Source organism: Aneurinibacillus soli, from assembly GCF_002355375.1.
GTDB classification, from domain to species: domain Bacteria; phylum Bacillota; class Bacilli; order Aneurinibacillales; family Aneurinibacillaceae; genus Aneurinibacillus; species Aneurinibacillus soli.
Map to the genome: position 1 here is coordinate 180,001 of NZ_AP017312.1, position 15,192 is coordinate 195,192.

A 15,192-nucleotide genomic window follows, 5' to 3' on the forward strand; every position below is an offset into this window, starting at 1 on the left:
CCTGTTACGCGGTGGAGAATTAATCCCATCCCCGCAGTTCCCCCAAGTACGATATGCGAAGCGGCAAAAATCCGTATACCCAATGCTACTAGCATACAGCCTGTAATAATCATGATCATTTGTTTCTTCCAGCTCATGTTCATATATTTCACCCCTCCTCTATACAATCCCATTAAAAGTATTCTTATTCATATTTTTATGCACAATTATATTGATAATATTTAACTACACAAACACTTCTATCTAACTATACCATGCTTAAATACTTTATATCCATGAAAAATAAAGCATATCATTAAATTCTAAATAGTATAAAAAGTTTGTGGTCCTCATCTTTATCATTCACTTATATAAATATTTATTCATAAAAGCGTTAAAGCGATAAAGTTTATGCTTCGGTATCCCTCTCTGCTATAATCCGGTATACTAAACCTAATCAGTGATTATTACGCTAGTCCGAAAGGAGAATTCATATGTCGATCATTGTTTATTCTGCACCGGGTTGTAGTACATGTGAGCTTGTCAAAAACTTTCTCCGAGAAAAAGAATACGATTTTGAAGTGCGCGATCTTCTGGCTAACCGTGAGTACCAAAAGGAAGTCGAAGCTTTTGGGTTACTTGGCATTCCCGTAACCGTTATAAATGGAAAGGCAATCAAAGGTTTTGATCCTGCTGCACTAGAACGTATGCTTACGGAATAACAGACAAAAAAAGGCGGCATATGCCGCCTTTACGTATTTAAATCCGCTATGTTTCCTGTAGACATATACAACGTCCACTCTCCAATATTCGTGGCATGGTCACCAATTCTCTCTAGCGCTTGAATCACTTTAAAAAGCTGTACACCTTCCTGTACATAGCCAGACTCACTTTCCATACTTCGCTCCAAATACACAAAACACCGGCTGTAATACGCATCAATTACATCATCCATATCATCAAGAGATCGAAGCTGTCGAGTATCCCCCATTTTAAGCGCACGCACGCTCAAGGCAAGTATCTCCTGAACACTTGCAGCCATATCAGGTATCTCAAACAAAGGCACGCGCTGCGGACCGCCTTCAAGGCGAACCACGACACTCGCAATATCTCCTGAAAGATCGCCAATCCGTTCCAAATCCGTAACAACTTTTAGATAAGCTCCGATTGTCCGAAGATCCTTGGCTACCGGAGCCTGACGAGCAATCAAACTAAGCCCCATCTTAAAAATGCGGGCTGCAAGTACATTAAGCTTTTCATCTCGTATAATAACTTCTTTTGCCTGTTTAACACTTCCAGTTTGAAAAGCTTTCCACGCCTGCAGAAATCCATTCTGCGCAATTTGCGCCATATCTGCTACTTCATTCTTTAGTGTTACCATATTTCGCTCCTGCATGGCCATCATTCACCAACCTTATTATGAGGTTCACGTACAGTACGAACATTAATCATACCGGAAAAATATTAATCTCACGTAAAGATAACTTAAATATTGCGTGATATCCTTTCGAGTAAAAAAGGTCAAAACTCGGGTAGTCTCTCCTACTGTAGTATAGTAAACTATGAATACGAATAATTCTTTGGAGGAACCTATGAAAACAAGAGGACGACCCGATTTCGTAATCCTGATTTTCACCCTGCTTTTCGTCGGATTCGGTATCGTCATGGTGTACAGTGCCAGTTCAGTATATGCACTGAACCGCTTCCATACAGATACCTACTTTGTGAAAAAACAGCTGATTTCTGCTGTCATTGGCTTGGTTGCCATGTCGTTTGCCATGAATATTCCGTATACTTTTTATAAAAAGAACTTTGTCCAGATTGCATTGGGGATTATATTGTTGCTCCTTCTTGTTCTCATCCCTGGCATTGGTTTATGGAGAAATGGAGCACGCAGTTGGCTAAACCTCGGTATCTTCCAACTCCAGCCAGCCGAATTTGCCAAGCTCGCGGTCGTTATTTATCTATCTGCGCTTATTTCCAAAAAAGGACAGCAAATCGAGACTTGGAAGAAAGGGCTCCAGCCAGCCATCACCGTTATCGGTATCTTTGGCATCTTGATTGCCGCTCAGCCAGATATGGGGTCTGCTGCTATTCTTGGCCTCACAGCTGTATCGGTTCTTGTCGCAGGCGGAGCTAAATTCAAATACCTGCTTCGGATTGCCATTCCGATCGCCGCAGCCGCTATCGCTCTCATTGTCACCTCACCGTATCGTATGAGCCGTGTAACGAATATTGGTGATCCATGGTCCGATGGCATGAATGGTCTTGGAAGTGGCTTTCAGCTTGCTCATTCCTATTTTGCCATTGCACACGGCGGAATGGTCGGGACTGGTTTTGGAAAAAGCATTGAGAAGTATTTGTATCTCCCTGAAGTACAAACTGACTTTATTTTTTCCATTATCGGAGAAGAACTTGGATTTATCGGTGCTACTTTATTTCTGATCCTGTTCATTCTATACTTATGGCGCATCATTCTTATTACAAGGCGTGTCAATGATTTATTCGCCAATCTGATCGGCATTGGTGTAGCCAGTATGATTTCTATCCAGGCCCTTGTAAATATCGGTGGTGTAACCGGGTTGATTGCCATTACTGGGGTTCCTCTCCCATTTATCAGCTACGGTGGATCTTCTCTACTGCTTAATATGCTCAGCATCGGCATTGTCCTTAGTATTTCGCGCGAAGCCTACAGGCAGGCTGTACAAAAAGCAGAAGGTAAAGGAGGGGCAACCAACTCTTCCGTTGTACCATTTAATGCATCACGTCGCAAAGCATAATAGCTTTTCGATAGTAAAACCCCCTCTCTCCGTTATAGTGGAGAAGAGGGGGTTTTACTTTTTTCTAGTAAATTAAAAAAGGTTGATGGCATAATGCCATCAACCTTTTTCTATAGGAAAACAGTAATTACTTCTGGATAGCAGCTACTGCACCAGCGCCTACTGTACGGCCACCTTCGCGAATCGCGAAGCGAGTACCTTCTTCCATAGCGATTGGGCTGATGAGTTCAACAGTGATCTCAACGTTATCGCCAGGCATAACCATTTCTGTGCCTTCTGGAAGTTTGATGATGCCAGTTACGTCAGTTGTACGGAAGTAGAACTGCGGACGGTAGTTTCCGAAGAATGGAGTGTGACGTCCACCCTCTTCTTTAGACAGAACGTAGATTTGAGCTGTGAAAGTTGTGTGTGGTTTTACAGAACCCGGTTTGCCGAGTACTTGGCCACGTTCGATATCTGTACGGTCAACACCACGGAGCAGAGCACCGATGTTGTCCCCAGCTTGAGCTTGATCCAGAAGTTTACGGAACATCTCAACGCCTGTTACAGTTGTAGTTTTTGGCTCTTCAGTCAGACCAATGATCTCAACTTGATCGCCAACTTTAACGATACCGCGCTCTACACGACCAGTAGCAACTGTACCACGGCCTGTGATAGAGAACACGTCCTCAACCGGCATAAGGAACGGAAGATCTACTGCACGTTCTGGAGTTGGGATGTACGCATCAACTTCAGCCATAAGCTCAATAATACGCTGAGCCCATTCGCCAGTTGGGTTTTCGAGAGCTTCTTTAGCAGAACCTTTAACAACCGGGATATCATCGCCTGGGAAGTCATATTCAGAAAGAAGGTCACGAATTTCCATTTCAACGAGTTCAAGAAGCTCTTCATCGTCAACCATGTCACATTTGTTCATGAATACAACGATGTAAGGAACGCCTACTTGGCGGGAAAGAAGGATGTGCTCACGAGTTTGCGGCATCGGACCATCAGCAGCCGATACAACGAGGATCGCTCCATCCATTTGAGCAGCACCAGTGATCATGTTTTTAACATAGTCAGCGTGACCTGGGCAGTCAACGTGTGCATAGTGACGGTTTTCAGTTTCGTACTCTACGTGTGCTGTAGAGATTGTGATACCACGCTCGCGCTCTTCTGGAGCAGCATCGATTGAACCGTAGTCCATAGCTGTTGCGCCACCAGTTTGTGCAAGTACAGTTGTGATTGCAGCAGTCAGAGTTGTTTTACCGTGGTCAACGTGACCAATAGTACCAATGTTTACGTGCGGTTTATTCCGCTCAAATTTTGCTTTAGCCATTTGAGTAAATCCTCCTTGATTAAAAAGGTTAGGTTAGAAAATAAGTATTTCAAAAAAAGGTTCAACTGGTAGAGGACATGTACCCCCTACACATTTTAAACCTTTCTCTGGTTACAATAAAGAGGGTTTGCGTAAAAAATTATACGCCTTTTGCTTTTTTGATGATTTCGTCAGCAACATTTCTCGGCACTTCTTCATAGTGATCGAAGTGCATAGAGTACGTGCCGCGACCTTGTGTACGGGAACGCAGAGCTGTTGCATATCCGAACATTTCAGAAAGTGGAACGAAACCACGAACTACCTGAGCAGTACCGCGAGCTTCCATACCTTCAACACGGCCACGACGGGAACTAATGTCACCCATGATGTCTCCCATGTATTCATCTGGTACGGTTACTTCTACTTTCATCATTGGTTCAAGGATAGCTGGGTTACACTTCTTACCCGCTTCTTTCAAAGCCATAGAGCCGGCGATTTTGAACGCCATCTCAGAGGAGTCAACCTCATGATAGCTACCATGAACAAGTCTTGCTTTCAGGTCAAGAAGCGGATATCCAGCAAGAACACCGTTCTTCATAGACTCTTCGATACCATTTTGAACAGCTGGAACGTATTCACGCGGAATCGCTCCACCGACAACTTTGTTTTCGAAGACGTAACCTGAACCCGGTTCGCCTGGTTCAAATTCAACCACAACGTGGCCGTATTGACCTTTACCACCGGATTGTTTTGCGTACTTCGCTTCAACTTTCGCGCCCTGGCGGAAAGATTCTTTGTACGCAACTTGCGGAGCACCTACGTTCGCTTCTACTTTGAACTCGCGACGCATACGGTCAACGATGATATCAAGGTGAAGCTCACCCATACCAGAGATGATCGTTTGACCTGTCTCCTGATCTGTGAATGTTTTGAACGTAGGATCCTCTTCAGCGAGCTTCGCAAGAGCCATACCCATTTTATCCTGGTCAGCTTTTGTTTTCGGCTCGATTGCAATGGAGATAACCGGATCCGGGAAGTTCATGGACTCCAGGATTACCGGAGCTTTCTCATCGCAAAGAGTATCTCCAGTTGTTGTATCTTTTAAACCTACAGCTGCGGCAATGTCACCGGAGTAAACCGTTTTGATTTCTTCACGAGTGTTTGCGTGCATCTGAAGGATACGACCGATACGCTCACGCTTGCCTTTAGTAGAGTTCAGGACATACGAACCGGAATCAATTGTACCTGAGTACACACGGAAGAATGTCAACTTACCTACATACGGGTCAGTCATGATTTTGAATGCCAGTGCGGAGAAAGGAATTTCATCGCTAGATTCGCGAACTGTTTCCTCTTCGCTATCTGGAACGGTACCTTTAATCGACGGAACATCCAGCGGAGACGGCAGGTAATCGATAACAGCATCCAACATCGGCTGAACGCCTTTGTTTTTGAAGGCAGAACCACAAGTAACCGGGAAGAATTGAACGCTGATTGTCGCTTTGCGAATCGCATTTTTCAGTTCGGCAATTGTTACTTCTTCACCTTCAAGATATTTCATCATGAGTTCTTCATCAAAATCAGAAACTGCTTCGATCAGCTTACCACGGTATTCTTCTGCTTGATCAGCAAATTCAGCCGGGAAACCTTCTGTGATTTCGATATCTGTACCCAGATCGTTTGTATAGATGTATGTTTTCTTCTCAACGAGGTCGATGATTCCACGGAATTCATCTTCTGCACCGATCGGAAGTTGGATCGGATGAGCATTTGCTTGCAGACGCTCATGCAGAGTACCTACAGAGTAAAGGAAATCTGCACCGAGTTTGTCCATCTTGTTGATGAAAACAATACGCGGTACGCCGTATGTTGTCGCTTGACGCCATACAGTTTCTGTTTGCGGCTCAACACCTGATTGTGCATCAAGAACCCCAACCGCACCGTCAAGTACACGGAGTGAACGCTCTACTTCAACTGTGAAGTCTACGTGGCCAGGTGTGTCAATAATGTTGACACGGTGCTCTTTCCACTGAGCAGTTGTCGCAGCCGATGTAATTGTGATACCGCGCTCTTGCTCTTGCTCCATCCAGTCCATTTGCGAAGCGCCTTCGTGAGTTTCCCCGATTTTGTGAACGCGGCCTGTATAGAACAGGATACGCTCAGTAGTCGTGGTTTTACCGGCGTCGATGTGGGCCATGATACCAATGTTACGAGTCTTGGCTAAGGGGAATTCGCGTCCCATTAAACTAGCCCCTTTCTCAATGTAGAGATTTGACAATACTAGATGCAAGTCAAAGCGGACATAATGTCCGCCTTGATCCTACCAGCGGTAGTGAGCAAATGCTTTGTTCGCTTCCGCCATTTTGTGAGTGTCTTCGCGCTTTTTAACAGCTGCGCCTGTGCTGTTAGCTGCATCAAGAATTTCGCCTGCGAGGCGCTCTTCCATTGTTTTCTCCCCACGTTTACGGGAGTATTCAACTAACCAGCGAAGTCCGAGTGTAGTGCGGCGTTCCGGACGAACTTCAATCGGAACCTGGTAGTTAGCACCACCAACGCGACGAGCGCGTACTTCAAGAACCGGCATGATATTTTTCATAGCTTCTTCAAATACTTCCATTGGCTCACGACTAGTGCGTTGTTGAACGAGATTGAAAGCATCGTACAGAATGCGCTGGGAAACACCGCGCTTACCATCAAGCATCATACGGTTAATCAGACGAGTTACTAATTTGCTGTTATAAATCGGGTCAGGTAATACATCACGACGAGCTACTGGGCCTTTACGTGGCATTCAATTCCCCTCCTTTACTTCAATATTTTGATTAAAATTCGATTCCTTACGCTTTTGGCGCTTTCGGACGTTTTGCACCGTATTTAGAACGGGATTGCAGACGGTTTTGAACGCCTGCTGTGTCGAGTGCACCGCGTACAATTTTGTAGCGTACACCTGGCAAGTCTTTAACACGACCGCCACGGATCAGAACAACACTGTGCTCTTGAAGGTTGTGGCCAATCCCTGGGATGTATGCAGTAACCTCGATGCCGTTTGTTAAACGAACACGAGCATATTTACGCAACGCAGAGTTTGGTTTTTTCGGTGTCATTGTACCAACACGAGTGCACACACCACGTTTTTGCGGAGAGTTCGTGTTAGTCAGCTCTTTCTTCATGCTGTTATAGCCTTTGCCCAGAGCTGGTGATTTAGATTTGTAAACCTTCTTTTCGCGACCTTTGCGCACGAGCTGATTGATAGTTGGCATGCGTCGCACCTCCTTCCAAGTTTCACAAGTTTAAGACCACAGGTCCTGGTGGTTCATCAAAAAGCAAATGAAAAGTTTTTGCCAGCCGGGTGTCTGGAGTCCAGATGCCCGGCTCCGGCAAAAACATTGCTTATCTTACTTATTATGTTTCAGACCCACCACCGCAGTTCCTACATCAATTCCACACGCTCGCCCAAGTCGGCGCATGGATTCAACATAATGAATCGGCAGACCTTTATCCTTGCAGATGGAAATTATTTTTCCGGTCAATTTGGCATCCGCATCCCTGGCAACGATGACTTCTACAAGAGAGTCAGCCTCGACTGCCCGGGCAGTTTGCTTTGCACCAATGATAAGCCCACTTGCCTGTTCTACTTTTTCATAAGACATTTTCATATCCTCCAAAGTATAGAGTACCGGGCACACTCAAGAATGATATCATCCGGAGTGGTATCATGTCAAGCTATTACAGAAAGTTTTTACTTTGATACTTCCTCAAGTCCTGCTCCTTCTTCTACTAGAGACTGTTCAACAGTTTCTTCTGCTGGCATAAGATCATGCTGCAGTTTGATGTTGCGGTAACGGTTCATACCTGTACCGGCTGGAACAAGTTTACCGATGATAACATTCTCTTTCAGACCAAGGAGACGGTCTACCTTACCCTTAATTGCAGCATCTGTCAGGACACGTGTCGTCTCCTGGAAGGAAGCTGCGGACAGGAAGGAATCTGTTTCAAGGGAAGCCTTCGTAATACCAAGCAGCACTGAACGGGCAACAGCCGGCTGTCTGCCTTCCCACAGCACTTTCTTGTTCGCTTCTTCAAACTCATGAATTTCTACATATGCCCCTGGCAGAAGGTCGGTTTCTCCGCTATCGATGACGCGAACTTTGCGCAGCATCTGACGGATCATAACCTCAACGTGCTTGTCGTTAATTTCTACCCCCTGCATACGGTATACTTTTTGTACTTCCTGCAGGATGTAGTATTGAACGCCACGCATGCCACGGACTTTGAGCATTTCTTTCGGGTCAATCGAACCTTCTGTCAGCTCTTCCCCGATATCAACCTTACGGCCAATTGCTACTTTCAAGCGGGAGCCATACGGAATTTGATACACTTTGCTTTCGGTTTCACCACGGATTTCAACTTCACGACGGTCTTTGCCTTCACGCATGTCGACAACTTCCCCATCGATCTCTGTGATTACAGCCTGACCTTTAGGATTACGCGCTTCGAAAAGCTCCTGAATACGCGGAAGACCCTGTGTGATATCGTCTCCGGCAACCCCACCGGTGTGGAAGGTACGCATCGTCAGCTGTGTACCTGGTTCCCCGATCGACTGGGCTGCAATAATACCAACAGCTTCGCCGACATCCACATTTTTACCTGTGGCGAGGTTACGGCCATAGCATTTTTTACATACACCATGATGCGTACGGCAGCCAATAACCGAACGAATGGTTACTTTTTCGATACCTGCTGCAATGATTTCATCAGCTAGGTTCTCATCGATCAGCTCATTACGGCCTACCATGACTTCATCTGTCTCTGGATGGCGTAATGTCTGGAATGAATAGCGACCTACGAGACGGTCATACAGATCTTCAATGATCTCTTTACCGTCACGAATTGCCATCGCCTCTACACCTTTATCCGTACCGCAGTCGTCTTCCCGAACGATTACGTCCTGTGCAACGTCTACCAGACGGCGTGTCAGGTAACCCGAGTCAGCTGTACGCAGGGCGGTATCGGCGAGACCTTTACGCGCACCGTGCGTCGAGATGAAGTATTCGAGTACAGACAGACCTTCACGGAAGTTTGATTTGATTGGCAACTCGATGATACGACCAGATGGATTCGCCATCAGACCACGCATACCTGCAAGCTGTGTAATCTGCGATACGTTACCGCGGGCACCGGATGTGGCCATCATGTTGATCGCGTTGAACTTGTCGAGAGACGCCATCAACACTTTTGTAACGCGGTCTTTCGCTTTGCTCCAGATGCTAATAACACGGTCATAGCGCTCATTATCTGTAATGAGACCACGGCGGAACTGCTGCTGCACAACTTCTACTTCTGCATCGGCATCAGCCAGAATCTGCTGCTTCTCTTCCGGTGTTTTAATATCAGCAACAGCTACCGTAATCCCTGCTTGTGTGGAGAACTTAAAGCCATTTGCCTTGATGTCATCGAGAATAACAGATGTTTGTGTCGTTCCAAAACGACGGAAACATTCTGAAATAATTGTACCAAGATATCCTTTTTTCACGGCTTCATGTTCTGGCAGATTTTCAAGGAACTCCTTCACGTTCGTTCCTTTATCGAAAATAAAGAACTTATCCGGAACCTGTTTTTGCAGATTGTATTTCGTCGGATCATTGATGTATGGCAGCTCAGGTGGAAGGATTTCATTAAAGATCAGCTTCCCTACGGTTGTAACCATAAGCGGCGCATTAATCTGCTCCGGCGTAAAGGATGTTTTGCCCAGGCTTGTCGGTGGTATAGCAATGCGAGCATGCAACGTTACATGGTCGTTTGCATATGCAGCGATCGCCTGATTCGGGTTAGAGAATACTTTCCCCTCACCTGTTGATTCTTTATTTTCCATCGTCAGATAGTACGTACCTAGTACCATATCCTGAGATGGTGTAACAACTGGCTTACCGTCTTTCGGGTTCAGGATGTTCTGTGCTGCCAGCATAAGAAGACGAGCTTCTGCCTGTGCTTCTGCTGAGAGCGGCACGTGTACCGCCATCTGGTCACCATCGAAGTCAGCGTTGTACGCTGTACATACAAGCGGGTGGAGACGGATCGCACGTCCTTCAACAAGTGTTGGTTCGAACGCCTGAATACCAAGACGGTGAAGCGTAGGGGCACGGTTGAGAAGAACCGGGTGTTCACGGATAACGTCCTCGAGAACATCCCATACTTCCGGATGCACGCGCTCTACTTTGCGCTTCGCTGATTTGATATTGTGTGCGAGTCCTTTGCTGACAAGCTCTTTCATTACGAATGGCTTAAACAGCTCAAGTGCCATTTCTTTCGGCAGACCGCACTGGTACATTTTGAGGTGCGGACCTACTACGATAACCGAACGACCAGAGTAGTCAACACGCTTACCGAGCAAGTTCTGACGGAAACGACCCTGCTTACCTTTCAGCATATGGCTGAGAGATTTCAGCGGACGGTTACCCGGTCCTGTTACCGGACGGCCACGGCGACCGTTATCAATCAGCGCATCTACTGCTTCCTGTAGCATACGCTTTTCATTTTGTACGATGATATCTGGAGCGCCGAGATCAAGCAGACGCTTAAGACGGTTGTTCCGGTTGATTACACGACGGTACAGGTCGTTCAAGTCAGACGTTGCAAAACGTCCACCATCAAGCTGAACCATCGGGCGCAGTTCCGGCGGGATAACCGGCAGTACATCAAGTACCATCCAATCCGGGAAGTTCCCGGAATTACGGAAGGACTCCAGCACTTCGAGACGTTTGATCACACGGTTGCGACGCTGTCCCTGTGCTGATTTCAACTCTTCTTTCAAAAAATCTACTTCTTTATCAAGATCAATCTCAGCCAGAAGCTTCTTGATCGCTTCTGCACCCATCTGAGCGGTGAATGCCTGGCCGTATTTCTCACGGTAGTTGCGGTATTCTTTCTCAGAAAGAAGTTGCTTCTTCTCAAGCGGTGTCTCCCCTGCATCGGTTACAACGTATGATGCGAAGTAGATTACTTCTTCGAGGGAACGTGGAGACATATCGAGCACAAGGCCCATACGGCTCGGAATTCCTTTGAAATACCAGATGTGAGAGACAGGGGCAGCAAGTTCGATGTGCCCCATACGCTCCCGACGTACTTTGGCGCGCGTCACTTCAACGCCGCAACGGTCGCAGACGACGCCTTTATAACGTACACGCTTGTACTTTCCGCAGTGACATTCCCAGTCCTTTGTCGGTCCGAAAATTTTCTCGCAGAACAAGCCTTCTTTTTCCGGCTTTAACGTCCGGTAGTTAATGGTTTCCGGTTTTTTGACCTCACCGTATGACCAGGAACGAATTTTATCCGGTGATGCGAGGCCAATCTTCATATATTCAAAATTATTGACATCTAACAAGGCGCATACCTCCCATTACTTCCCGGTTTCATCCTTTACTCTTCGACACCGCTGATGTTCAGGTTGAGCTTCTCGCTCGGCGCATCATCATCTTCATCCGTATCGCGCATCTCAATTTCCTGCTCGTCTTCGGACAGAATCTTAACGTCCATACCAAGGCTCTGCAGCTCTTTAATGAGTACTTTAAAGGATTCCGGTACACCAGGTTCCGGTACATTTTCTCCCTTAACAATGGCTTCGTATGTTTTCACACGACCAACCACGTCATCCGACTTGACAGTAAGAATTTCCTGAAGTGTATAAGCGGCACCGTATGCTTCAAGTGCCCATACCTCCATCTCCCCAAAACGCTGACCGCCGAATTGGGCTTTACCGCCGAGCGGCTGTTGAGTAACGAGAGAGTATGGTCCAGTCGAACGGGCGTGAATTTTATCATCAACCATGTGGGCCAGTTTGATCATGTACATAACCCCGACGGTTACGGTACGGTCAAACGGCTCCCCGGTACGACCATCATACAGAACCGTTTTACCTGTACGGCTCATACCCGCTTCTTCAAGCGTATTAAACACATCGTCTTCTGTCGCACCATCGAATACTGGTGTTGCGATATGAATACCCATGAGTTTGGCTGCCATACCCAAGTGAACTTCGAGCGCCTGCCCGATGTTCATACGAGACGGTACACCCAGCGGATTGAGAACAACCTGTACTGGCGTGCCATCCGGCAGGAACGGCATATCTTCTTCTGGCAGAATCCGCGCGATAACCCCTTTGTTACCGTGACGGCCGGCCATTTTATCCCCAACAGAGATTTTGCGTTTCTGTGCGATGTATACACGTACGAGCTGGTTAACGCCCGGTGGCAGTTCATCGCCATTGTCACGGGTAAATACTTTTACATCGACAATAATGCCGGAACCACCGTGCGGTACGCGGAGAGATGTATCGCGAACTTCGCGTGCTTTCTCCCCAAAGATCGCATGCAAGAGACGTTCTTCTGCTGTCAGCTCCGTTACACCCTTCGGCGTTACTTTACCAACGAGAATGTCGCCATCCTTGATCTCAGCACCGACGCGAATGATACCACGGTCGTCAAGATTACGCAGTGCATCTTCCCCAACGTTCGGGATGTCGCGTGTAATCTCTTCCGGTCCAAGCTTCGTATCACGAGCTTCAGACTCGTATTCTTCGATATGGATTGACGTATATACGTCTTCTTTTACAAGCTTCTCACTTAGGAGAATCGCATCTTCGTAGTTGTAACCTTCCCATGTCATGAAGGCAACGACTACATTGCGTCCGAGAGCCAGCTCTCCACTTTCGGTAGACGGACCGTCTGCGATAATATCGCCAGCCTGTACGAACTCACCGGTTTTGATGATTGGACGCTGATTGATGCATGTTCCCTGATTAGAACGCTCAAATTTGTGTAATTTATATTTATCGATATCACCCATGATCGTACGGCCTTCGAGGGTTTCCTGACGGCGAACCCAGATCTCACGGGCTGTTACACGCTCAACAACACCCGGATGGCGAACAACGATCGCAACACCAGAATCTTTGGCGGCTTTATGCTCCATACCGGTTCCAATGAACGGAGCCTGCGGTACAAGAAGCGGTACGGCCTGACGCTGCATGTTCGCTCCCATGAGCGCACGGTTGGCGTCATCGTTCTCAAGGAACGGAATCATGGCAGTCGCAACGGATACAACCTGCTTCGGTGATACGTCCATGTAATCCACTTTATCGCGTGGAATCGTGATGATTTCACCTCGGCGACGGCAAATAACCATCTCGTTCGCAAATTTCATCTCTTCTGTAAGCGGCGCATTTGCCTGAGCTACGTTGAACACATCTTCTTCATCCGCTGTGAGGTATTCAATCTCCATCGTAATCTGGCCTGTTTCCGCATCAATTTTACGACGCGGTGTTTCAATAAAGCCATACTCATTAATACGAGCATACGAAGACAGTGAGTTGATCAAGCCGATGTTCGGACCTTCCGGCGTCTCAATTGGACACATACGACCATAGTGAGAGTGGTGAACGTCACGAACTTCGAAGCCTGCACGTTCACGTGTCAGACCACCTGGTCCGAGTGCAGACAGACGACGTTTGTGCGTCAGCTCAGCCAGTGGATTCGTCTGATCCATGAACTGGGAGAGCTGGGAGCTTCCGAAGAATTCCTTGATCGCTGCAATAACCGGACGAATGTTAATGAGTGCCTGTGGCGTAATTGCATTCGCATCTTGAATCGACATCCGCTCACGAACCACACGCTCCATACGGGACAAACCGATACGGAATTGGTTCTGCAGCAGTTCTCCTACAGAACGCAGACGACGGTTACCAAGATGATCAATATCATCTGTTGTACCAATGCCTTGCAGCAAGTTCATAAAGTAGTTAATAGACGCGATAATATCAGACGGTGTAATGTTCTTGATTTTCTTATCAATCACACCGTTGGATGTTACTTTGATAACTTTTCCATCTTCAATCGGTGAGAAGATGTTGATAGACTGAAGACGAATATCTTCTTCCAGTACACCGCCGCGAGGTCTCACATTCACAAACCCTACACTCTCTTCAAGCAGTGGCAGGATGCGATCAAGCAAACGGCGGTCAATCATTTGACCGGCTTCTGCAATAATTTCACCTGTCGCTGTGTCTACGAGCGTCTCAGCAAGGCGCTGGTTATACAATCTATTTTTAATGTGCAGCTTCTTGTTGATTTTATAACGACCTACATTAGCCAGATCGTACCGCTTCGGATCGAAGAAGCGAGACACTAACAGACTCTTTGCATTCTCGACTGTTGGCGGCTCTCCTGGACGCAAACGTTCATAAATCTCAATCAGCGCTTTTTCTGTCGAATCGGTATTGTCCTTCTCAAGCGTGTTACGGATGTATTCATCCTCGCCTAGCAGACTCAAAATCTCAGCATCTGTGCCGAATCCTAATGCACGCAAAAGAACCGTAACAGGGATTTTTCTCGTACGGTCGATGCGAACATAAATAATATCTTTCGCGTCGGTTTCAAGCTCAAGCCATGCACCGCGATTTGGGATAACAGTAGCCCCATACGCTTGCTTACCGTTTTTGTCTACTTTTGTGCTGAAGTACACGCTAGGAGAACGAACAAGCTGACTGACGATTACCCTTTCAGCCCCATTAATGACGAAAGTACCTGTCTCTGTCATAAGCGGGAAATCACCCATAAATACTTCTTGTTCCTTGACTTCTCCCGTTTCCTTGTTAATGAGACGGACTTTCACTCGCAGCGGAGCTGCATACGTTACGTCGCGTTCTTTGGATTCATCAACCGAGTATTTCGGCTCGCCCAAGCTATAATCAATGAATTCCAGAACAAGATTACCAGTGAAATCTTGAATCGGAGAGATATCGTGGAACATCTCACGCAACCCTTCATCCAAAAACCACTCATATGATTTTTGTTGGATTTCGATCAGGTTTGGTAATTCCATTACCTCTTTAATTCTTGCGTAGCTGCGACGCTGGCGATGACGTCCACACTGAATTAGATGACCTGCCAACTTATTCACCTCTCAAACCGAGTTTTTGCACAAAAAAGAACAAAGCCTCCCTATGTATGTAAGAAGACTTTATTTTTAATTTAGAGAACCGAACACTGCTATTATTTAAGTATAACCTTAGACATACAACAGCATACACGGTTCGGAGCAACCTGCCTTTAAATTCCGAAAAAAGGGGTTGACTTTTTATGC

Annotated in this window: 11 protein-coding genes (1 of these 11 only partly in view); 2 read left to right on the forward strand and 9 right to left on the reverse strand. The window is 46.6% G+C overall.

The window, feature by feature from the left end:
• Positions 1-143: the start of a YitT family protein gene (locus CB4_RS01080; protein WP_231956111.1), read on the reverse strand. Its footprint begins 514 nt before the window's first position; the window shows 143 of its 657 coding nt (coding positions 1-143); the start codon lies at positions 141-143; its stop codon lies beyond the left edge, outside the window.
• A gap of 330 nt (positions 144-473) precedes the next feature.
• Between CB4_RS01080 and CB4_RS01085 the strand changes: the two genes are divergently transcribed.
• Positions 474-701 carry a glutaredoxin family protein gene (locus CB4_RS01085; protein WP_096463192.1) on the forward strand — a complete coding sequence of 76 codons (228 nt, stop codon included), beginning with the start codon at positions 474-476 and terminating at the stop codon, positions 699-701.
• Between the two features lie 29 nt (positions 702-730).
• Here CB4_RS01085 and phoU read toward each other — a convergent pair whose 3' ends face one another.
• Complete coding sequence (phoU, locus tag CB4_RS01090) at positions 731-1,360, reverse strand: phosphate signaling complex protein PhoU (protein ID WP_157737758.1); 630 nt, start codon at positions 1,358-1,360, stop codon at positions 731-733.
• A 211-nt stretch (positions 1,361-1,571) separates the two neighbouring features.
• Between phoU and ftsW the strand changes: the two genes are divergently transcribed.
• Positions 1,572-2,759, forward strand: coding sequence for a putative lipid II flippase FtsW (ftsW, locus tag CB4_RS01095; RefSeq protein ID WP_096463194.1), 1,188 nt, complete (start codon positions 1,572-1,574; stop codon positions 2,757-2,759).
• A gap of 127 nt (positions 2,760-2,886) precedes the next feature.
• Here the strand turns inward: ftsW and tuf are convergent, their stop codons facing one another.
• The 7 genes from tuf to rpoB form a co-directional block, all read right to left on the reverse strand.
• Positions 2,887-4,077, reverse strand: coding sequence for an elongation factor Tu (gene tuf / locus CB4_RS01100; protein WP_096463195.1), 1,191 nt, complete (start codon positions 4,075-4,077; stop codon positions 2,887-2,889).
• 139 nt (positions 4,078-4,216) lie between these two features.
• Positions 4,217-6,298, reverse strand: coding sequence for an elongation factor G (fusA, locus tag CB4_RS01105; protein WP_096463196.1), 2,082 nt, complete (start codon positions 6,296-6,298; stop codon positions 4,217-4,219).
• Between the two features lie 78 nt (positions 6,299-6,376).
• Positions 6,377-6,847, reverse strand: coding sequence for a 30S ribosomal protein S7 (rpsG, locus tag CB4_RS01110; protein WP_096463197.1), 471 nt, complete (start codon positions 6,845-6,847; stop codon positions 6,377-6,379).
• A 46-nt stretch (positions 6,848-6,893) separates the two neighbouring features.
• On the reverse strand, positions 6,894-7,316 hold the full coding sequence (gene rpsL / locus CB4_RS01115) for a 30S ribosomal protein S12 (RefSeq protein WP_096463198.1): 423 nt from the start codon (positions 7,314-7,316) through the stop codon (positions 6,894-6,896).
• 135 nt (positions 7,317-7,451) lie between these two features.
• Entirely contained in the window at positions 7,452-7,706 is a 255-nt protein-coding gene (locus tag CB4_RS01120; protein ID WP_096463199.1) for a 50S ribosomal protein L7ae-like protein, read from the reverse strand.
• Between the two features lie 89 nt (positions 7,707-7,795).
• A complete protein-coding gene (gene rpoC, locus CB4_RS01125) occupies positions 7,796-11,437 on the reverse strand; it encodes a DNA-directed RNA polymerase subunit beta' (protein WP_096463200.1) in 3,642 nt (1,213 codons plus the stop codon).
• Between the two features lie 35 nt (positions 11,438-11,472).
• Positions 11,473-15,000 carry a DNA-directed RNA polymerase subunit beta gene (gene rpoB, locus CB4_RS01130; protein WP_096463201.1) on the reverse strand — a complete coding sequence of 1,176 codons (3,528 nt, stop codon included), beginning with the start codon at positions 14,998-15,000 and terminating at the stop codon, positions 11,473-11,475.
• Positions 15,001-15,192 lie beyond the last annotated feature (192 nt).

Excerpts from the sequence above, each read along its gene's own strand:
- CB4_RS01085 (WP_096463192.1), top strand. The coding sequence starts at position 474 with ATGTCGATCATTGTTTATTCTGCACCGGGTTGTAGTACATGTGAGCTT.
- rpsG (WP_096463197.1), bottom strand. The coding sequence starts at position 6,847 with ATGCCACGTAAAGGCCCAGTAGCTCGTCGTGATGTATTACCTGACCCG.
- fusA (WP_096463196.1), bottom strand. The coding sequence starts at position 6,298 with ATGGGACGCGAATTCCCCTTAGCCAAGACTCGTAACATTGGTATCATG.
- phoU (WP_157737758.1), bottom strand. The coding sequence starts at position 1,360 with ATGGTAACACTAAAGAATGAAGTAGCAGATATGGCGCAAATTGCGCAG.
- tuf (WP_096463195.1), bottom strand. The coding sequence starts at position 4,077 with ATGGCTAAAGCAAAATTTGAGCGGAATAAACCGCACGTAAACATTGGT.
- ftsW (WP_096463194.1), top strand. The coding sequence starts at position 1,572 with ATGAAAACAAGAGGACGACCCGATTTCGTAATCCTGATTTTCACCCTG.
- rpsL (WP_096463198.1), bottom strand. The coding sequence starts at position 7,316 with ATGCCAACTATCAATCAGCTCGTGCGCAAAGGTCGCGAAAAGAAGGTT.
- CB4_RS01120 (WP_096463199.1), bottom strand. The coding sequence starts at position 7,706 with ATGTCTTATGAAAAAGTAGAACAGGCAAGTGGGCTTATCATTGGTGCA.